This window comes from Pseudonocardia sp. DxW (assembly GCF_058448985.1).
Genome location: NZ_JBZFLK010000028.1, coordinates 1 through 17,919, shown reverse-complemented (window position 1 = coordinate 17,919; position 17,919 = coordinate 1). Strand labels below are relative to the sequence as shown.

Here is a 17,919-nt window from a genome sequence, read left to right as displayed (position 1 = left end):
CGATGAGCGACGAGGAGCACGAGAGCACGACGATGAGTGGTTGGACCGCGGACGAGCTGGATCGCGTCGGAGAAGCCACGGAGCTGCAAATCAACTCGATCCGGGCGGACGGGACGCTGCGTCCGTACACGACGGTCTGGGGCGCCCGTGTCGGAGACGAGCTCTATGTCCGGTCCGCCCACGGCAGTGGCAACGGGTGGTTCCGGCGGGCGGCCGCCGCCGGAACGGGACGGGTCCGTGCGGCCGGCGTCGAGCGAGACGTGGTCTTCCGAAGGCCAGACGACGCGCCGCATGCAGCGATCGACGCGGAGTACCACCGCAAGTACGACCGCTACGGGCGGTCGATCGTCGGCCGAGTCGTTGGATCCGCGGCCGCCGAGGCCACGCTGAGCCTGGACGGCGAACCCGGCGTCTGATCCACACCACTTCCGAGATCATCGGCGCGCTACCTGACGGTGTTCATGATCCAGAACCGTAGTTCGCGTTCAGGTTCATGCCTTGCTCGGACGTCGTTCGTGGCGTCGCCATTGACAGGCCGTGGGCCGGGCCATACTGTCAATTCGCGCATACGGTCAATAGTTCGTATTTACGATCTCACTGATGATGGTGAGCATTCCGGCCGGCGTGCATGACCTCCTCAGTCGGGTGGCAAGCGAAGGATCAACGAAGATGCTCTTCAGCAGACGCACGGCCCGAGCGGTACCCGCACGGCAACACGGCGTCGCAGACCTATTACCGGTACGAGCTCTACGACGAGCCCGAGCAGACCTTTTCGATGGACTACTTCTTCTGGGTGGTGCGCAACTCCCGGCGTACAGTGCTGTTCGACTGCGGATACACCGAACAGCGGGCGCTCCAGCGGGGTCGGACCCTCGTGGCCTCCCCGACGGACCTGCTGGGGCGGGTCGGCATCACGGCCGCCGAGGTGGACCACGTCGTGCTCTCGCACATGCACTGGGACCACATCGGCAACGTCGGCCTGTTCCCCAATGCGACCTTCAGCCTCGCCCGGCGGGAGTTCGACTTCTGGCGGGACCCGATCGGCAAGCGCCCTTGTACCGGACTCGCCAACGGCGACGAGGAACTCGCGGCGGTCGAGGGTCTCGAGCGTGCGGGGCGGCTGTTCCAGATCGAGACCGACCACCACCGGCTGTACCCGGGTATCGACCTCGTCACCACGCCTGGGCACACGCCGGGCCAGCTGATCGCCGACGTCGCCACCACGAACGGCTCGGTGGTGCTCGCCTCCGACGCGCTGCACTATGACGACGAGATGACGCTTGACCGGCCGTTCCATGTCTTCACCGAGATCGGCGGCATGTACCGGACCTACGAGCTCCTGCGCAGCCTGTCCGCACGTCCGGACACAGCGGTAGTCGCTGGCCACGATCCGGCCGTCACGGCGCGTTACAAGGAGGCCGCCGAGAACTGCCTGGACCTGACCGCCCCGGCCTGAGGTTCGGCCGCGCCGGGCTTCGCTTCCTGGTGATCGCAAGGAAGGAACGCCGAGATCGTACACACGATCTCCGCCGCCTGGCGTGCCCCGGTCCGGGGTGACACGAAAGCACTCATGTCGTCGACGCCGACGGTGCACACGATCGACGGTGCATTCGGCCGATGTCGGCGCAGACGAAGGAGTCGGGAATGCCTGTCGATGCAAGTCCAGTCCGAGGTGGGCGACGGTCGTTGTCCGGGCGGCTGCTGGCCCTCGCGGCCGTCGCGGCGATGTCCCTGGCCGGTTGTGCGAGCGGCGGCGGGTCGGAACCGTCGGCGGACGGGGCGCTCCCGGTCAGCATCATCTCCACCACTCCCACGTTCACCGACATGACCGGAGCCGTGATCGCCGCCCGGGACCTCTACGGCAGGGTCGGCCTGGACGCCACGATCGACTACGGTGCCGACAACGCCTCCCTGATCACTCAGGCTCTCATCGCGGGCGAGGCGGACGTGGGGTCCTCCGGCACCGGCGCGCTGTACAACGCCTACGCCGAGGGGATGACCGACCTGGTCAGCATGGGATCGAGCAACAACAGCATCACGTTCGGCCTGGCGCTGAACCAGCAGACCGTCGATCAGCTCGCCCAGCTCGGGGTCACCGCCGAGTCCCCGGTGGAGCAACGGGTTCAGGCGCTGCGCGGGCTCACCATCACCTCGGGCCCGGACGGCTCGACCGGCAGCGCCTACGTGCGGATGATGCTCGGGCAGTACGGCATCGACCCGAACCGCGACGTCACGCTGATCCCGAACAACGACGCGTCCGCCCAGATCGCGAGCACCCGCAACGGCCGGGCGAACGGATTCGCCCAGTCGTTCCCCCGGTCGAACCTGCCCGACGCGGAGGGATGGGGGACCCTGTGGCTCAACTGGTCTCAGGATCTGCCTCAGGTGCTCCCGATGGCCTCGCACGACCTCTACACGACGCGAGCCTGGATGCAGGAGAACCCGGAGGCGGCCAAGCGGGTGATGCAGGCGGTCTGGCTGGCACACCAGGAGCTGCAGAATCCGACCCCGGAGCTGCGCGAGGCCGTGAAGAACCTGCCCGCGTTCCGGGAGCTGAGCCAGGCCGCGTTCGACGCCGGCTGGGAGTCGGCGATCGGGTCCTACGAAGGCGCCTCCCCGCTGACCACGCAGGAGATGTTCGACAACGAGCTCGAGCTCGTGAACTTCAACCGCCCGGCGCCGGTGTCGGTCACCTTCGGCGACCTGTACGACCTGAGTGCTGCCGAGGCCGCGAGGCCCTGAGCGCCGACCGCCCCCGGGAGGAGTCCGGATGTCGACGACGGCGGGTGAACCCACGACGCTGGTCCTGCTCCACGGGGGAAGGCACGGCGGCTGGTGCTGGCGGCCGACCTCCAGGCTGCTGCGGGCCGCCGGGCACGAGGTGCTCACCCCGACCCTGACCGGAGTGGGGGAGCGGGCGCACCTGCTCGACCGGTCCGTCGACCTGGCCACCCACGTGCGTGACCTCGTGGCCGTCTTCGAGTTCGAGGACCTCCACGACGTCGTGCTGGTGTGCCACAGCTACGCCGGGACCGTCGTGGCCGGCGCGATGGAGTGGATCGCCGATCGTGTCCGCTCACTCGTACTGCTCGACGCGCACCTCCCGCTCGAGGGCGAGTGCGTGCTCGACGTCATCGGCCCCGAGCGGGCCGCCCATCTCCGTGAGCTCGCCGAGCGCGAGGGGGACGGCTGGTACGTCCCCGTCGAGGGTGCTGCCCGGTACGGCGTCGCCGATCCCGCGGTCGCCGCCTGGGTGGACGCCCGCCTCACGCCGCAGCCTCTGCAGACCTATCTGGACCCGTGCGGTCCGCGGGGTCGGGCCTGGCATCACCCCGGCATGTTCATCGAGTGTTCGCCGTCGTCGCTGGCTGCCGGCCAACGTGACCGGGCGCGGGCGCGAAGTGCCGCGAACGCCGGCATTTCCCATCGCGTTCTCGCAACTCCGCACAACGCCATGATCACGGCGCCCAGGGACCTCGCCGCGCTGCTCAGTGAGGTCTGTTCGATGAATGATGATCGCTCAACGCCATGACGGCGAAAGGCGGTCTGTTGACACTATCGGACTGCCCACTTATGGTCTTGCGTGTCGTAAGTATGATCAAAAGTTCGTATATACGAATCACATCGATCGGGAGCGGCGACCGGTGATCGACCGGGTCCTCGCCGGCAAGGCTCTCGCTCGTCCGACGACGACGATCCAGTGCGTGACAAAGGAGTCCGGATGTCGTTCTGGCGATCTCTGCGCCCCATCCCCGGGCGGGCCGCGTCCCGGCTGCGGGTCGTCGGCGCCGCCGCCCTCGTACTCGCACTGATCTCGTGTGCGAGCCCAGCCGACCAGCAGGACGCTCCGGAGGGAGCGATCCCGCTGCGGGTCATGTCGACCTCGGCGACCTTCACCGATCTGCCGACCATCGTGATCGTCGCCCAGAACTATTTCGAGCAGGTCGGCCTGGACGTCGAGTTCGAGTTCGGGTCGGCGAGCAACGCCTCGCTGATCACCCAGTCGGTGATCGCCCGCCAGACCGACGTCGGGATCTCCGGAGCGGGGGCGCTCTACAGCGCCTACGCGGAGGGCATGACCGACCTGGTCAGCCTGGGCACCGCCAACCCCAGCATTACGTTCGGGGTGGCGCTGAATCAGCAGACCATCGACGAGCTGGCGGCACGTGGCCTCACGCCGGACTCGCCGGTGGCCGATCGGGTGCAGGCCCTGCGCGGGATGCAGATCACCGCCTCGCCGCAGGGGTCCACCGGCAACTCCTACCTTCGGGTCGCCCTGCAGGAGCACGGCCTGAACCCCGACACCGATGTGACGATCGTGCCGAACAACGACGCGTCGGCGCAGATCGCCTCGACCCGTAACGGCCGCACCGACGGGTTCGCCCAGTCGTTCCCGAGGATCAACTTCCCGCAGGCGCAGGGCTGGGGGGCGGTGTGGCTGAACTTGGCCCGCGACGTCCCCAGCATCACCCCGCTGGCCTCCCACGACTACTACACGACGCGGACGTTCCTGCGGGAGAACCCCGAGGCCGCCACCCGGCTGATGCGGGCCATGTGGCTCGCCCAGCGGGACCTGCAGAACCCCACCCCGGAACTGCGGGAGAAGGTCAAGGCGCTGCCGGAGTTCCGCGAGCTGGAGCCGGCGGCGTTCGATGCGGGGTGGGAGCTGTCTATCGAGGCGTACCGCGGAGCCACCCCGGTGACGACCCAGCAGATGTTCGACAACGAGGTGCGACTGGTGAACCTCGGCCGGGACACGCCGCTGAGCTTCGACTTCGCCGACCTCTACGACCTCGGGCCGGCCGAGGCGGCACGACCGACCCAGGGAGGGTGACCACAGTGAGCGACACGACCATCGAGACGGCGGTCCACCAGGCGAGCGCGGACGACGCCGACGCACTGGAGTTCTCGTTCCGCGGGGTGACCCGGCGGTTCCGCTCCGGCGACGGCGAGGAGTTCACCGCGCTGCAGTCGGTCGATCTGGACATCGAGAGCGGATCCTTCGTCTGTTTCATCGGCCCCAGTGGCTGCGGGAAGACGACCCTGCTGAACATATCGGCCGGTCTGCTGGGTGCCAGTGAGGGCACGGTCATGTTCCGCGGACAGCAGTTGACCGGCGTCAACACCGGCGTCGGCTTCATCACCCAGCACGACAACCTGCTCCCCTGGCGCACGCTGGAGAAGAACGTCGGCATCGCGCTGGAGATCGAGAAGGTCCCCCGTGCCGAGCGCCGGCGCCGGGTCGACGAGGTGATCGAGCTCGTCGGGCTCAAGGGATTCAACAAGCGGTACCCCTCGCAGCTCTCCGGCGGGATGCAGAAGCGCGCCTCGCTCGCCCGTGGCCTGGTGTACGAGCCCTCCACGCTGCTCATGGACGAGCCCTTCGGCGCCCTGGACGCCCAGCTGCGATTCACCATGCAGAACGAGCTACTCCGGATCTGGGAGCGGGACCGCAAGACGATCATCTTCGTGACCCACGACCTGGACGAGGCGATCCTGCTCGCGGACAAGATCGTCGTGTTCGGCACCCGCCCCGGGCGGGTCGTGCACGTCGAGGACGTCCCGCTCGAGCGGCCCCGCGATCTCGCGGACCTGCGCGGCAACGCCGTCTACGGCGAGATGTGGGAACGCCTCTGGAAGCTGCTGGACCACTCGACGATCAAGGAGGAGGAGGCGTGACCGAGACGAGCGCACCCACCAGGAGTCCTGCCGAAGCCGGTACGGTCACCACTCCCGACCCGCCGCGGAGCACCGACGGTTCCCCGGGCGGGCGCAGCCGTTCGGAGATCCGCAAGCGGATCGTGCAGGTCGGCCGGGTCGCCCTGCCGCTCGCCATGCTCGCGATCTGGGAGTTCGCCTCTGGCGACCCCGCCACCCAGCCGAACGTGCTGATCGACAGCTTCTACATCAGCAAGCCGTCGGAGATCTGGACGGCCCTGGTCGGCTGGGTCGACGAGGGCGTGCTCCTGGAGAGCATCCAGGCCACCGTGGTCGCGATGCTCTACGGCTTCGGGATCGGCGCGTCGCTGGGCATACTGGTGGGGGTCGCGCTGGGCAGCAGCCCGCTGCTCGGCGGGATCTTCCGACCGACGGTCGTGGCGCTCAACGCCATCCCACGCCTCGCCCTGGTCCCGCTGTTCATCCTCTGGTTCGGCTTCGGTCTCGGGTCCAAGGTCGCCCTGGTCACCGTGATCGTGTTTTTCCTGGTGTTCTCCAGCACCTACGAGGGTGTGCGCGACGTCGAGCAGCGGCTGCTCGACGTGCTGAAGGTGATGAACGCGAACCGGCTGACCCTGCAGCTCAAGGTGCGGCTGCCCTCCGCGGCCACCTGGATCATCCAGGGCCTGCAGGTCTCGGTGCCCTACGCGCTGGTCGCCGCGGTCACCGCCGAGATCGTCGGGTCCAACACCGGCATCGGCTACCTGATCCAGCGCTCGGCGGGCAACTTCAACACCGCCGGCGTGTTCGGCGGCATCATCGTGCTGGTCCTGGTGTCCGTCCTGATCAGCGCGCTGGTCACGTTGCTGGAGAAGCGGTTGCTCCGGTGGAAGCCGCGCAACCTCAACCCGGCGAACGCCCTCTGACAGTAAGGACGCAAGGTGGGCCCCGTCCGTCCCCGCCGCGGGACAGACGGGGCTCACCTGCGCCCGCCACCCTCGGTCAGGTTCGGGAGGTAGGGCGGGCACGCCTCCAGGGCCAGGCGCTCCGCCCCGTCCGGGTCGTCGATCGTACGGGGTGTGGAGGCGAGCACCATGGTCGACCGTCCGGGCGTGCGGTAGGGGGCCCAGCGGGGGAGGCCGGGATGGTTCGGGTCGCCGTCGCGGGCGAAGGCGACCCACGCGTCCGCCATCCGGCTCTCCAGCTCGCGCTGCTCATGGCCCTCGCCGACGAGCCCCGCCGCGGCATCGGTGGTGCCGAACACGAACGGCAGGCAGAGCGTGTGCGGGGAGCGCAGGACCCCGCCCGCGACCGGGGTCCGCCAGGACAGGCGGTAGAGGTAGGTGGGTGCGTGCCCGGCGGCGGCCCGGAGCTCGGCGGCTCGCGTCGCCGACCGGCGGTACCGGTGGTCTCCGTAGATCTGTGCCGTCAGGTCTCCGGGGGAGTCCTCCGGATGGTGCACCCGGTAGGTGGCGAGCAGATCCCCGGTCTGCTCCTGGGGGGCGCCGACGAACGCCGCGACGCGGTCTCGTGCGCTCTCCCAGGTCTGGTCCATGAACTCCGGGTCGAGGGACGCCCGCAGCCGGTGCTCGGTCTCACACCAGCCGACGATCATCGGCACGTCGGCGCCGAGTGCGGGCGCGGCCGGGTCGAACGGATGCTGCGGCAGCACCGTCCCGTCGACGACCGGACGGAAGTCGTAGACGCCGCCGGCCGCCCGCACGGAGCGCTGCATCGCCTCGAGCAGCCGGTCGGCGGGGAGCTCGGCGAGCCCGGCGACGTCGGCGGGCCCGAGGCCCGCCGCGGCGAGGAGGTGGTCGCGTGCCGCGGCCGCCTCGTCCGGAGTCGCCATCCGCTGGATCGAGGACGCGCTCTGCGAGATCGCGCGATGGAACAGCCCGCGGGCGGCCGGCATCGCCATCAGCACGCCGACCTTCGAACCGCCACCGGACTGGCCGAACACGGTGACGTTGCCGGGATCCCCGCCGAAGTTGCCGATGTTGTCCCGCACCCATTTCAACGCGGCGACGATGTCGAGCATGCCGACGTTGACGGAGCCGCTGAAGCGCTCGTCCCCGGTGTCGGCGAGGTGCAGGAAGCCGAGGACGTTGAGCCGGTGGTTGAGCGTCACCACCACGGCGCCGCGCCGTGCGAGCCCGTGACCCTCGGTAACCGCGGGGCCGCCCGACCCCATCCGGTAGCCGCCACCGTGCAGGAACACCATGACCGGTAACCCCGCGGGGCCGTCGGTCGGCGACCACACGTTCAGGACGAGGCAGTCCTCGTCCATCGGGGCGGTGTCCCGGTTCCACACAAGATGCGGTGCCTCCGACGTGAAGCGCGAGATCTGCGGCGCCCGCGCGCCCAACCGCGTCGCTTCCAGGACCCCCGACCAGCGCCTGCGGCGCGGTGGCTGGAAGCGGAGCGGACCCGCGGTCGACTCGCCGTACGGGATTCCACGGTGCGTATGGATCCCGTCCTCGACGACACCGCGCACGGCGCCACCGGTCGTCTCGATCGGACTCGTCGCCACGGCTGCCGGCCCCTCAGGCCTCCGGGATGTCCCGCCCGAAGTCCTCGAGGGTGATCGCCTCGGGCTCGGGACCACCCCGCACGTCGGTGGTCAGCGCGTCGATGGCACCGAGCTCGTCGACCGTCAGGTCGAAGTCGAAGACGTCGAAGTTCTCCGCGATGCGGGCCGGCTTGGTCGACTTCGGGATCGCCGAACGCCCCTCCTGGAGGTGCCAGCGCAACATCACCTGGGCCGGCGTCTTGCCGTGGGCCTGGGCGATCCCGCCGATGACCGGGTCCTGGAGTGTGCTGCCGTGCTGCCCGTCGCGGTAGAACGTGATGCCGCCGATGGGCGACCAGGCCTGGGTCAGGATGCCCAGCTCCTCGTTCGCTGTACGGACTACGGGCTGGGAGAAGTACGGGTGCACCTCGACCTGGTTGACCGCGGGGACGACCGACGTGTTCTTCACCAGGTCGTCGAGGTGGGCCGGCATGAAGTTGGAGACCCCGATCGCCCGCACCCTGCCGTCGGAGAGCAGCTTCTCCAGCGCGCGGTAGGCGTCGATCGTCAGGTCGAAGCGCCCCGGCAGGGCCTGGTGCAGGATGAACAGATCGATCTGATCGAGGCCGAGCTTGCCCGCGCTCTTCTCGAAGGCGTGCAGCGTCGCGTCGTAGCCATAGTCGCTGATCCACACCTTCGTCTCGACGACGATGTCGGCGCGGTCGACGCCGGACCGACGGAGGGCCTCGCCGACCTCGCGCTCGTTGGCGTACGCCGCGGCCGTGTCGATGTGCCGGTAGCCCGTGTCCAGGGCGGTCACGACCGCGTCGACGGTGTCCTGAGGCGGGGTCTGGAAGACGCCGAAGCCCAGGGCCGGCAGCTCGACGCCGTTGTTCAGGGTCACGCTCATGGTCATGGGATCAGTTTAAGGAGCGGGGCCGGGGGCGGGGGAGGTCCTGCCGGTGCCCCCTTGCGCGGCGCGCGGTGACGAATTTCGCAATGGCAACGATATGCTTGCCATAAGGCAAGGATTCGTGGTCCTCTGAGACCGCACCCTTCATCGAGGAGAAGCGCCCTGTGACCGCCGTCGCGGCAAGTGCCCGTCCCGTTCTGCCCACTCCCGCCGCCCGCGGTGCCACCGGTGCCATCGTCGCCCTGGGGCTGAGCGGCCTGCTCGTCTCTCTGTTGCAGACCGCCGTCGTCCCCCTCATCCCGCAGTTCCCGGCCCTGCTGTCGGTCAGCTCGTCGTCGGCCACCTGGCTGCTCACCGCCACCCTGGTGGCGGGCGCGGTGTCCGCGCCGGTGCTCGGCCGTCTCGGCGACATGTACGGCAAGCGACGCATGCTGCTGGTCTCGCTGGGGGTCATCCTGGTGAGCGCCGTGCTCGCCGCGGCCGCCCCCAACTTCGCCGTCCTGCTCGTGGCCCGCGCGATGCAGGGTGTGGGATTCGGCGTGCTCGCCCTCGGGATGAGCCTCATGCGGGACGTCCTGCCGCCGGCCAAGGTGGCGGGCGGGGTCGGGCTGATGAGCTCGTCGCTCGGGGTCGGTGGGGCGATCGGGCCGCCGGTGACGGGGATCCTGGCCGGGCACGGCGGATGGCGCGTGCTGTTCGCGGCCGTGGCGGTCGGTGCGGCCGTGCTGCTGCTGGTCGTGTCGCGGATGGTGCCGGAGTCCCGGCTGCGCAGCGGCGGCCGGTTCGACGCCATGGGTGCGGTCGGGCTGACCGTCGGCCTGGTGTGCCTCCTGCTGGCGGTCTCGAAGGGATCGGCCTGGGGCTGGGCGAGCCCGGCGGTCCTCGGACTGCTGGTGGGCTCGGCCGTGGTCCTGACGGTGTGGGGGCGTTACGAGCTGCGCCGCTCGTCGCCACTGGTCGATCTGCGGGTCGCGGCGCGACCGGCGGTACTGCGCACCAACATCGCGTCGGTGCTGTTGGGTTTCTCGATCTTCGCGACGTTCGCCCTCGCCACCCAGATCCTGCAGGCCCCGGTGGCCACCGGGTACGGGTTCGGACTGTCGATGCTCATCGCGGGGCTCCTGCTGCTCCCCATCGGCGGATCCATGATGATCTTCTCGGCGGTCTCCGCCCGGATCTCCCGGCTGCACGGGCCACGGGCGACGGTCGCCGCGGGATCGGGATTGCTGGTGATCGGCAACGCGGGGATCGCGAGTCTCCCGGGAACGGTCTGGCTGATCGTCGTCTGGGCCACGGTCGGCGCGGTCGGGGCGGCGCTGGCCTACTCGGCGCTGCCGTTGCTGATCATGCGGGCGGTGCCGGAGACGGAGACGGCGGCCGCCAACAGCTTCAACACGCTGATGCGCCAGCTCGGCACGTCGACGGTCACGGCCGTCGCGGCCGCGGTGAGCGGGGCACTGGTCGTGCAGGCCGACGGCCACCTGCTGCCTGCGGGCTCGGCGTACACGATCGTCTTCCTGGCCGCCGCGGCGGCCGCGGTCGTCGCGCTCGTGATCGCGGCGCGCACGCCGGCACCGCCGGCACCGCCGGCCCGGCGGACCCTCGGCGTCGAGCCGGCTGTGAGCTCCGCCGGGTGAGAGACCGGCCCTGACAGAACCTCCCTCGGCGAGCGCGACCGGAGTTGACTGACGGATGGGACGGCGCTGTCCCGCCCGACGAGTCGACGAGGAGGAGACGATGGCGACCTGGCTCATCACGGGCTGTTCGACCGGACTGGGGCGGGCGCTCGCCGAGGCCGTGCTCGCGAACGGACACCGGGTGGTCGTGACCGCCCGCCGGGACTCCGCGGTGCAGGATCTGGTCGATGCTCACCCCGGCACCGCGCTGGGCCTGCCGCTCGACGTCACCGACCCCCGGCAGGTCACCGCCGCGGTCCGCAGCGCCGAGGACCGTTTCGGAGGAGTCGACGTGCTCGTGAACAACGCCGGCTACGGCTACCGCGCCGCCGTCGAGGAGGGCGACGACGCCGACGTGCGCCGGCTGTTCGACACCAACGTGTTCGGCGCGGTCGCGTTGACCAGGGCGGTGCTGCCGGGCATGCGCGCCCGGCGGTCCGGGACCGTCGTGAACATCTCGTCGATCGGGGCGCGCGCCTGCCCGCCCGGCTCCGGGTACTACTCCGCGACGAAGGCCGCGCTGGAGTCGCTGACCAGCGCCCTGCGCAAGGAGGTCCGGCCGCTGGGGATCACCGCGTTCGCGGTGGAGCCCGGCGCGTTCCGCACGAACTTCGCCGGTCGCTCGCTGACCCAGTCGGCCGAGGCGATCGCGGACTACGCCGACACCGCGGGCAGGCGCCGCAAGGAGAACGACGCCACCCACGGGACCCAGCCGGGTGACCCGGCGCGGGCCGCCGCCGCCCTGATCGACGTGGTCACCTCGGGCAAGGCCCCCGCGCTGCTCGTGCTCGGCTCCGACGCGCTCACCGCCGTCCGCTCGGTGTCCGACGAACTGCGCGCCGAGGTCGACGAGTGGGAGCACCAGCACCAGCACCGACGTCGACACCCCTGAACCGGGCACCCCGTCCCGCGCCCCTGAACACGGCACGCCCGACACGAACGGAACCCAAGGAACATGAGCGAGACACAGAAGACCGCCGTCATCACCGGAGCGTCGTCCGGCATCGGCGCGGCAACCGCCCGGGCCCTGGCCGCGGACGGCTACCGGGTGGCGCTGCTCGCCCGGCGGGCCGACCGCATCGACGCCCTCGCCAAAGAGCTCGACAACGGCTCGATCGCCGTCGAGGCGGACGTGACCGACCGGGAGGCCCTCGTCACCGCGGCCGCGCGCGTCCGGCAGGAGCTGGGTGGCGCGGACGTCCTGGTCAACAACGCCGGCATCATGCTGCTCGGCCCCTTCGGCCCGGAGCAGCACGAGGACTACCGGCGCATGATCGAGGTCAACCTCCTCGGCGCCCTGACCAGCACCGAGGTTTTCCTCGATCAGCTCAAGGCCGACGGCGGGGACATCATCAACATCTCTTCCGTCGCGGGTCGCACGGCGCGTCAGGGCAACGGTGTCTACGCGGCCACCAAGTGGGGCATCAACGGCTGGTCCGAGTCGCTCCGGCGCGAGCTACTGCCCGATGTCCGGGTCACCCTGATCGAGCCCGGCGTCGTGGCCACCGAACTGCCGACCCACATCACCCACGCCGAGACGAAGGTCGGGGTCGGGCAGCTCTACGACCAGGCGGAGGTCACGGCGGAGGATGTCGCCGAGGTGATCGCCTTCGCGATCGCCCGGCCGCGGCGGCTGGCCATCCACGAGATCCTGCTGCGCCCGGCCGGCCAGGAGGGCTGAGCGAGCGTGGACTATCGACCGCTGGGACGGACCGGCGTGTCCGTGAGCCCGCTGGCCCTCGGCACGATGATGTTCGGACCGTGGGGCAACCCCGACCGGGCCGACTCCATCCGGGTCATCCACCGCGCGCTCGACGCGGGGATCAACGTCGTGGACACCGCGGACGTCTACTCCGCCGGGGTCTCGGAGGAGATCGTCGGCGAGGCGCTGCGGGGGCGGCGCGACGACGTCGTCCTCGCGACCAAGTTCTTCGTCCCGATGGGGGAGGACCCCAACCGGCGTGGCGGGTCCCGCCGCTGGATCATGCGCGAGGTCGAGGACTCGTTGCGCCGGTTGCGAACCGACCACATCGACCTCTACCAGGTGCATCGGCCCAGCCCGGGCACCGACGTCGAGGAGACCCTCGGCGCCCTCACCGACCTCGTCCGGCAGGGGAAGGTCCGCTACATCGGGTCGTCGTCCTACGCCGCGAGCCAGATCATCGAGGCACAGTGGACCGCCCGCTCGCGCAACCTCGAGCGGTTCGTCACCGAGCAGCCGCCCTACTCGATCCTCGTCCGGGGGATCGAGGAGGACGTGCTCCCCACGACCCGGCGCCACGGGATGGGGACGCTGACCTACAGCCCGCTGTCCGGCGGCTGGCTGTCCGGCACGTGGAGGCAGGACTCCTCGCCGACGTCACCGGCGCGCAAGCGGCTCGCCTCCCGGTACGACATGACGTCGCCGGCGAACCAGCGCAAGCTGGAGGTCGTCGAGCAGCTGGCCGAGCTGGCCGACGGTGAGGGCCTCAGTCTGATCGAACTCGCGATCGCCTTCGTGATCAACCACCCCGGCGTCACGGCCGCGATCATCGGGCCCCGCACGGTCGAGCAGCTCGAGTCACAGCTGCCGGCCACCGAGGTCACGCTCTCGTCCGAGGTGCTGGACCGGATCGACGAGCTCGCCACGCCCGGCGTGACGATCAACCCGGAGGACAACAGCTACGGAACGGCCGACCTGGCGCCGTCGGCCCGCCGACGTTGACGCACCGACCACGGCAACGACGCACGCGAAGCAGGGAGGGACGATGACCGATCAGCCGGCCGGGACCCTCGTACTCGTCGAGGACCGGGACGGGGTGCGGCTCATGACGCTGAACGAGCCTCAGCGCCGCAATGCGCTCTCCGTCGAGATGCGCGGGGAGCTTCGTGACGCGCTGAACACCGCGGCGGTGGACGACGCCGTGCGTGTCGTCGTGGTGGCCGGCGCCGGGGACTTCTTCTGCGCCGGCGGCGACATCTCGACGATGAGCGACGACGAGCAGCTGGGCATCGTCCGCCTCCAGCTGCTGGCGGACCTGATCGAGGCGATCGTCGGCGGACCGAAACCGGTCGTCGCGGCGGTCGAGGGAGGTGCCTTCGGCGCCGGTCTGTCGCTCGCTGCGGCGGCGGATCACGTGGTCGCCGCGCAGGACGCGCGGTTCTGCGCCTCCTTCGGCGGTATCGGTCTCGCGACCGACGGAGGTCTCGCCTGGACGCTCCCACGACGAGTCGGGCAGGGCCGGGCCGCGGAGATGATCCTCTTCGGCGAGGTCGTCGGCGCCGAGCGGGCCACCTCCATCGGGCTCGTCGAGAAGCTCTCCGACCCAGGGGGCGCCGTGGAGCTGGCGTTGGAGCGCGCCGCACTGCTCGCCGCCCGCTCCCGCCCGGCCCTCGCGGCGACCAAGGCGACCTTCGCGGCAGCGGGCCACGCCGACCTGCGCCAGATCCTCGCGTCCGAGGCGCGGGAGCAACGACGTCTGTTCGACCAGGCCGATTTCGCCGAAGGAGTCGCGGCCTTCCGGGAGAAGCGCCGACCCGACTTCCGCGACTGAACGCGGCCACACCGACCGAACCACCGGACGACAGAGCCGGATGACAGAACGGGATCCGATGACCGACACACCCCAGCTCAGCCGCGCCCAGCAGCTGGTCGGCGACTTCGCTCCGAAACTCGCCGAGCTGACCGACGACGTCCTCTTCGGAGACGTCTGGGCCCGGCCGGAACTGAGCCGGCGCGACCGCAGCCTCGTCACCGTCGCCAGCCTGGTGACCTCCGGCAGCACCGAGCAGCTGGTCAGCCACCTGACCCTCGCCAAGCAGAACGGTCTCACCGAGGTCGAGATCAGGGAGGCGATCACCCACCTCGCGTTCTACGCGGGTTGGCCGAAGGCGATGTCCGCGATCCTGGTGGCGAAGAAGGTCTTCGCGGAATGAGGATCGAGCCGAAGCCGGCCACCACCAAGGCTCCTGCCACGACGTTCACCGGCGACGTGTGGGTCGATGCGATCGCCCGACCCGTCGATGCGGGTCAGCGGATGACCTGTGCTCGAGTCCGCTTCGCCCCCGGGGCACGCACGGCATGGCATTCGCACGTGAACGGTCAGACCTTGCACGTCACCGACGGGATCGCGCTGATGGGGACCCGGGACGGCACGGTCGTGCAGGTGCATCCCGGGCAGACGGTGTACACCCCGCCGGGTGAGGAGCACTGGCACGGCGCCACACCCGAGGACTTCATGGAACACCTGGCCATGCTCGACGGCGCCGAGGACGCCACCACCACCACGACGTGGGGCGAGCACGTCACCGAAGAGGAGTACCGGCGCCCGTAGGCCGCGGCCCACGGTCGCCTGGAGGCGTCCCGATCTCGGTTGCCGCCCCGGGAACTTTCCGCGACGACCTCAGGACGCCAGGTGGAGCCGGACCGGGATCGAACCCGGCTCTTCCCAGATGAGGGTGTAGGTCGGCCGGGCGCGTCGGTCCGCAGATAGACGTCGAGGTCTCCCGACGATGGAGGTTCCTACGCCATCCATCCGAAAGACCTCGACGTGTCCGACGCTACCCCGCCGGCCGGGTTCGGCCGCCCTGACCTGACCGCCTTCGCGGCTCATCCCAATCGACCCTGATCGGGTCTGCTGACCCCCTCGACGAGAACGCAGCGACATCACAGCCACCCAACCCCGACCGTCCGGGAAGCCGGGGCACGTCACATGGCCTGTGCTGCGGGCGTGTCGAGTGGGTCGTCCAGGGGCGACGCAGGAGCGTCGACGCGACGTGCTGAGAGGTGGTTCCAACCGAGCGCTAGGACACCGGCTACAGGCATGGCGATAGGTCAGGAACGGCGTCGCTCCCTGCGCAGGAGGGAGCGCAGAGTCTCGGCGTTCGCGTAGCCGACCCGTCGCGCGATCTCGGCGGAGGTGAGGTCCGTGGTTGCTGAGAGGTGCCGAGCTCGTTCGATGCGAAGCCGTTGGACGAAGCCGAGCGGAGTGAGGTTGAGCGCCGCACGGACTCGTCGTTCGAGGGTGCGCCGGCTGGTGCCGAGCGACTGCGCGACGACGGCGACGTTGAACGGTTCGTCCAGGCGGACGCGCACGAAGCGTTCGAACTCGACGACGATCGGGTCCTCGTGCCGGAGATGTTCGTAGGCGACGAAGGCCGCCTGCGACGGGCGCTCGTCGATGATGAGGAGCTTGGCGACATGTTGGGCCAGGTCGGGGCTGATCGATCGCACGAGTGAGAGCGCGAGGTCGATGTGGGCGAACGCGGCGCCGGCGGTGACGAGGTTCCCGTCGACCACGACCATGGTGTCGAGATCGAGGGCGACGGTCGGATAGCGCTTCAGGAACTCCGGCCCCAGGAACCAGCTGGTCGTCGCCCGCCGATGATGCATCCGTCCGGTCTCGGCGACGGCGAACACGCCGGTGCACGCCGCGGCGATCCGGGTGGTCGCGTCGTCGAGGCGCCCGAGTGAGGCGATGACCGAACGTGCATCTCGGCTCTGGAGGGCGTCGTGGGTAGCGGCGGCCGTGAGGGTTCCAAGCGCAGGGACGACGACCACGTCGAACTCTCCGGACTCCGACAGCGGGTGGTCCACCGACAGGGTCATCGATGCCGTCGTGGTCACTCGCCGTTTCGGTCCGAGGATGGCGAGTTCGATCGGGTCGATCCGCGGGTCGATATCGCCGCGGGCTCCGTCGGCCACCCGCACGATGTCGATGACCGACGCGACAGCCGAACCGAAGCAGCCGTCGATCGCGATCAGTCCGATACGCATGGCGCGAACAATAGCAATACTGCCGTATACGCCACTCCCCACCGGCCCTCGCTCGTCATACGCTGAACTCGCCCCACGAAGAACCCCGACTTCAAGGAGAACCCCTCATGTCCACACCCGCATCACTTCCGTATGCCTTCGTCGCCAAGATCGTCGCGGCCGATGGACAGCACGACGCGCTCGCCGATCTGCTCGCTGGCGCTGTCGCACTCGCCAACGAAGAAGTAGGAACGATTGTCTGGTTCGCGGCTAGGACCCACGCCGACACCTTCTGGATCTTCGATGCATTCCCCGACGAGGCCGCTCGCGACGCCCACGCCAACGGCGCCATCGTCGCAGCCCTGATGGCCAACCAGCACCTCCTCGGCGCAGCACCCGAGATCCTGGCGGCCGACGTCCTCGCGTCCAAGCTCCCGTAGTCCGCCAACGCACGAGACGATCGCGCCCCGCCGAGCCGTCGGACCCGACCGCCTCGACACCCGCACCACGTTGACGATCCCCGACGGGCCGATCACGAGGAGGCCAGGCAACACCAGGCGCAAGCCTGGAGCGGCACTGTTTCACCGGTGGTCATCGAGAGGGCCAGCGCGGTTCCATGGCAGCGCAACTGTGTCAACTTGCCCTCCGTCCCGCGAGGCGCCGTGGGCGGGTCGTGGTTGCGATCCGTTGCCGTGACGGGAGACGCGTTGCGCGTCGCAGCGATGACGGGTCGTTGGCGTTCCGGGGCGTTGCGTTCGTGCGCGCCGCGCGTGCGGCATGGAGCATCTCGCTGCGCACACAACGATCGCTGCGCCGACGCACCGTTGACACCTCGCACGTCCAGGTCGCGACACAACGCCACGCTGCGTTGCCGAGCGGAGCGAGGCCTATCGGCACACGGACAGGATGCCGGCCGCGAGCGCTCAGCCGGCGAGGGGTCCGTCGCAGAGGAGAGCGACGTCGGTGTCGGGCAGAGCCGTGAGGCCAGCGCATCGCGCGACCACCAGAACCGAACCGCCCCTGCCCTGTGTTTGCGCAGGTCAGGGGCGGTTCGCCGGAGCCGCCTGTCGGAATCGAACCGACGACCTAATCACGTCGGCTCTGCGTCTATCGCTTGATGCGCCCACTGGGTGAACGAGCCGCTGACCTGCGCAAACGCCGAGCGTGGGGGACGCTGCCATCCGGTGGTGACCGACGACGACCGACCAGTACCGACCGTTTTACCGGAGTTTCACCGGAGCTCGCGGCGGCGTCGAAGCCGAGCAAGCTCCATTCTTTAGCTCACCGCGCCTTGCTCCTAGCCGGTCCCGTCGTCGTCGAAGACGTTTCAGGGCTCTTCCCAGATGACGGTGTAGGTCGGCCGGGCGCGTCGGTCCGCAGATAGACGTCGAGGTCTCCCGACGATGGAGGTTCCTACGCCATCCAT

Annotated in this window: 18 protein-coding genes; 15 read left to right on the top strand and 3 right to left on the bottom strand. The window is 69.8% G+C overall.

The window, feature by feature from the left end:
• Positions 1-2: 2 nt before the first annotated feature.
• The 7 genes from ACVJO7_RS29720 to ACVJO7_RS29690 all read left to right on the top strand — a co-directional run bounded on the left by ACVJO7_RS29720 (position 3) and on the right by ACVJO7_RS29690 (position 6,584).
• Positions 3-416, top strand: a complete 414-nt coding sequence (locus ACVJO7_RS29720; RefSeq protein WP_491675680.1) for a DUF2255 family protein — start codon at positions 3-5, stop codon at positions 414-416.
• A 212-nt stretch (positions 417-628) separates the two neighbouring features.
• Positions 629-1,456, top strand: coding sequence for an N-acyl homoserine lactonase family protein (locus ACVJO7_RS29715; protein ID WP_491675679.1), 828 nt, complete (start codon positions 629-631; stop codon positions 1,454-1,456).
• A 230-nt stretch (positions 1,457-1,686) separates the two neighbouring features.
• Positions 1,687-2,742, top strand: a complete 1,056-nt coding sequence (locus ACVJO7_RS29710) for an ABC transporter substrate-binding protein (RefSeq protein WP_491675678.1) — start codon at positions 1,687-1,689, stop codon at positions 2,740-2,742.
• Positions 2,743-2,770: 28 nt separating this feature from the next.
• The gene (locus ACVJO7_RS29705) at positions 2,771-3,532 is read left to right on the top strand and encodes an alpha/beta fold hydrolase (protein WP_491675677.1); all 762 of its coding nucleotides are present in this window, start codon (positions 2,771-2,773) and stop codon (positions 3,530-3,532) included.
• Between the two features lie 189 nt (positions 3,533-3,721).
• Complete coding sequence (locus ACVJO7_RS29700) at positions 3,722-4,834, top strand: ABC transporter substrate-binding protein (RefSeq protein WP_491675676.1); 1,113 nt, start codon at positions 3,722-3,724, stop codon at positions 4,832-4,834.
• A 5-nt stretch (positions 4,835-4,839) separates the two neighbouring features.
• Positions 4,840-5,679, top strand: coding sequence for an ABC transporter ATP-binding protein (locus tag ACVJO7_RS29695; RefSeq protein WP_491675675.1), 840 nt, complete (start codon positions 4,840-4,842; stop codon positions 5,677-5,679).
• A complete protein-coding gene (locus ACVJO7_RS29690) occupies positions 5,676-6,584 on the top strand; it encodes an ABC transporter permease (RefSeq protein WP_491675674.1) in 909 nt (302 codons plus the stop codon). Before ACVJO7_RS29695 ends, ACVJO7_RS29690 begins: the two co-directional genes overlap by 4 nt.
• 53 nt (positions 6,585-6,637) lie before the next feature.
• Here ACVJO7_RS29690 and ACVJO7_RS29685 read toward each other — a convergent pair whose 3' ends face one another.
• Both ACVJO7_RS29685 and ACVJO7_RS29680 read right to left on the bottom strand, forming a co-directional pair.
• Positions 6,638-8,191 carry a carboxylesterase/lipase family protein gene (locus ACVJO7_RS29685; protein WP_491675673.1) on the bottom strand — a complete coding sequence of 518 codons (1,554 nt, stop codon included), beginning with the start codon at positions 8,189-8,191 and terminating at the stop codon, positions 6,638-6,640.
• 13 nt (positions 8,192-8,204) lie between these two features.
• Positions 8,205-9,086 carry an aldo/keto reductase gene (locus ACVJO7_RS29680; protein ID WP_491675672.1) on the bottom strand — a complete coding sequence of 294 codons (882 nt, stop codon included), beginning with the start codon at positions 9,084-9,086 and terminating at the stop codon, positions 8,205-8,207.
• Positions 9,087-9,247: 161 nt separating this feature from the next.
• On the opposite strand from ACVJO7_RS29680, the gene ACVJO7_RS29675 reads away from it, so the two are divergent.
• From ACVJO7_RS29675 to ACVJO7_RS29645, 7 genes are all read left to right on the top strand, one after another.
• The gene (locus ACVJO7_RS29675; RefSeq protein ID WP_491675671.1) at positions 9,248-10,720 is read left to right on the top strand and encodes an MFS transporter; all 1,473 of its coding nucleotides are present in this window, start codon (positions 9,248-9,250) and stop codon (positions 10,718-10,720) included.
• A 100-nt stretch (positions 10,721-10,820) separates the two neighbouring features.
• Positions 10,821-11,651: an oxidoreductase gene (locus ACVJO7_RS29670; protein WP_491675670.1), complete on the top strand. Its 831-nt coding sequence runs from the start codon at positions 10,821-10,823 to the stop codon at positions 11,649-11,651.
• Between the two features lie 63 nt (positions 11,652-11,714).
• Positions 11,715-12,440, top strand: coding sequence for an SDR family oxidoreductase (locus ACVJO7_RS29665; RefSeq protein WP_491675669.1), 726 nt, complete (start codon positions 11,715-11,717; stop codon positions 12,438-12,440).
• A 6-nt stretch (positions 12,441-12,446) separates the two neighbouring features.
• Positions 12,447-13,463, top strand: a complete 1,017-nt coding sequence (locus ACVJO7_RS29660) for an aldo/keto reductase (RefSeq protein WP_491675668.1) — start codon at positions 12,447-12,449, stop codon at positions 13,461-13,463.
• A 43-nt stretch (positions 13,464-13,506) separates the two neighbouring features.
• Entirely contained in the window at positions 13,507-14,292 is a 786-nt protein-coding gene (locus ACVJO7_RS29655; RefSeq protein ID WP_491675667.1) for an enoyl-CoA hydratase/isomerase family protein, read from the top strand.
• A gap of 58 nt (positions 14,293-14,350) precedes the next feature.
• A complete protein-coding gene (locus ACVJO7_RS29650) occupies positions 14,351-14,674 on the top strand; it encodes a carboxymuconolactone decarboxylase family protein (protein WP_491675666.1) in 324 nt (107 codons plus the stop codon).
• Positions 14,671-15,072 carry a (R)-mandelonitrile lyase gene (locus ACVJO7_RS29645; protein ID WP_491675665.1) on the top strand — a complete coding sequence of 134 codons (402 nt, stop codon included), beginning with the start codon at positions 14,671-14,673 and terminating at the stop codon, positions 15,070-15,072. The genes ACVJO7_RS29650 and ACVJO7_RS29645 overlap by 4 nt, the downstream gene beginning before the upstream one ends.
• Before the next feature lie 500 nt (positions 15,073-15,572).
• Here ACVJO7_RS29645 and ACVJO7_RS29640 read toward each other — a convergent pair whose 3' ends face one another.
• Complete coding sequence (locus ACVJO7_RS29640; RefSeq protein ID WP_491675664.1) at positions 15,573-16,514, bottom strand: GlxA family transcriptional regulator; 942 nt, start codon at positions 16,512-16,514, stop codon at positions 15,573-15,575.
• 107 nt (positions 16,515-16,621) lie between these two features.
• Between ACVJO7_RS29640 and ACVJO7_RS29635 the strand changes: the two genes are divergently transcribed.
• Positions 16,622-16,933, top strand: a complete 312-nt coding sequence (locus ACVJO7_RS29635; RefSeq protein ID WP_006247389.1) for a putative quinol monooxygenase — start codon at positions 16,622-16,624, stop codon at positions 16,931-16,933.
• Positions 16,934-17,919: the final 986 nt, after the last annotated feature.

What these genes read in the sequence shown, in the direction of transcription:
- ACVJO7_RS29665 (WP_491675669.1), top strand. Translation starts at nt 11,715, where the DNA reads ATGAGCGAGACACAGAAGACCGCCGTCATCACCGGAGCGTCGTCCGGC.
- ACVJO7_RS29655 (WP_491675667.1), top strand. Translation starts at nt 13,507, where the DNA reads ATGACCGATCAGCCGGCCGGGACCCTCGTACTCGTCGAGGACCGGGAC.
- ACVJO7_RS29680 (WP_491675672.1), bottom strand. Translation starts at nt 9,086, where the DNA reads ATGACCATGAGCGTGACCCTGAACAACGGCGTCGAGCTGCCGGCCCTG.
- ACVJO7_RS29635 (WP_006247389.1), top strand. Translation starts at nt 16,622, where the DNA reads ATGTCCACACCCGCATCACTTCCGTATGCCTTCGTCGCCAAGATCGTC.
- ACVJO7_RS29640 (WP_491675664.1), bottom strand. Translation starts at nt 16,514, where the DNA reads ATGCGTATCGGACTGATCGCGATCGACGGCTGCTTCGGTTCGGCTGTC.
- ACVJO7_RS29670 (WP_491675670.1), top strand. Translation starts at nt 10,821, where the DNA reads ATGGCGACCTGGCTCATCACGGGCTGTTCGACCGGACTGGGGCGGGCG.
- ACVJO7_RS29705 (WP_491675677.1), top strand. Translation starts at nt 2,771, where the DNA reads ATGTCGACGACGGCGGGTGAACCCACGACGCTGGTCCTGCTCCACGGG.
- ACVJO7_RS29650 (WP_491675666.1), top strand. Translation starts at nt 14,351, where the DNA reads ATGACCGACACACCCCAGCTCAGCCGCGCCCAGCAGCTGGTCGGCGAC.
- ACVJO7_RS29720 (WP_491675680.1), top strand. Translation starts at nt 3, where the DNA reads ATGAGCGACGAGGAGCACGAGAGCACGACGATGAGTGGTTGGACCGCG.
- ACVJO7_RS29715 (WP_491675679.1), top strand. Translation starts at nt 629, where the DNA reads ATGACCTCCTCAGTCGGGTGGCAAGCGAAGGATCAACGAAGATGCTCT.
- ACVJO7_RS29700 (WP_491675676.1), top strand. Translation starts at nt 3,722, where the DNA reads ATGTCGTTCTGGCGATCTCTGCGCCCCATCCCCGGGCGGGCCGCGTCC.
- ACVJO7_RS29645 (WP_491675665.1), top strand. Translation starts at nt 14,671, where the DNA reads ATGAGGATCGAGCCGAAGCCGGCCACCACCAAGGCTCCTGCCACGACG.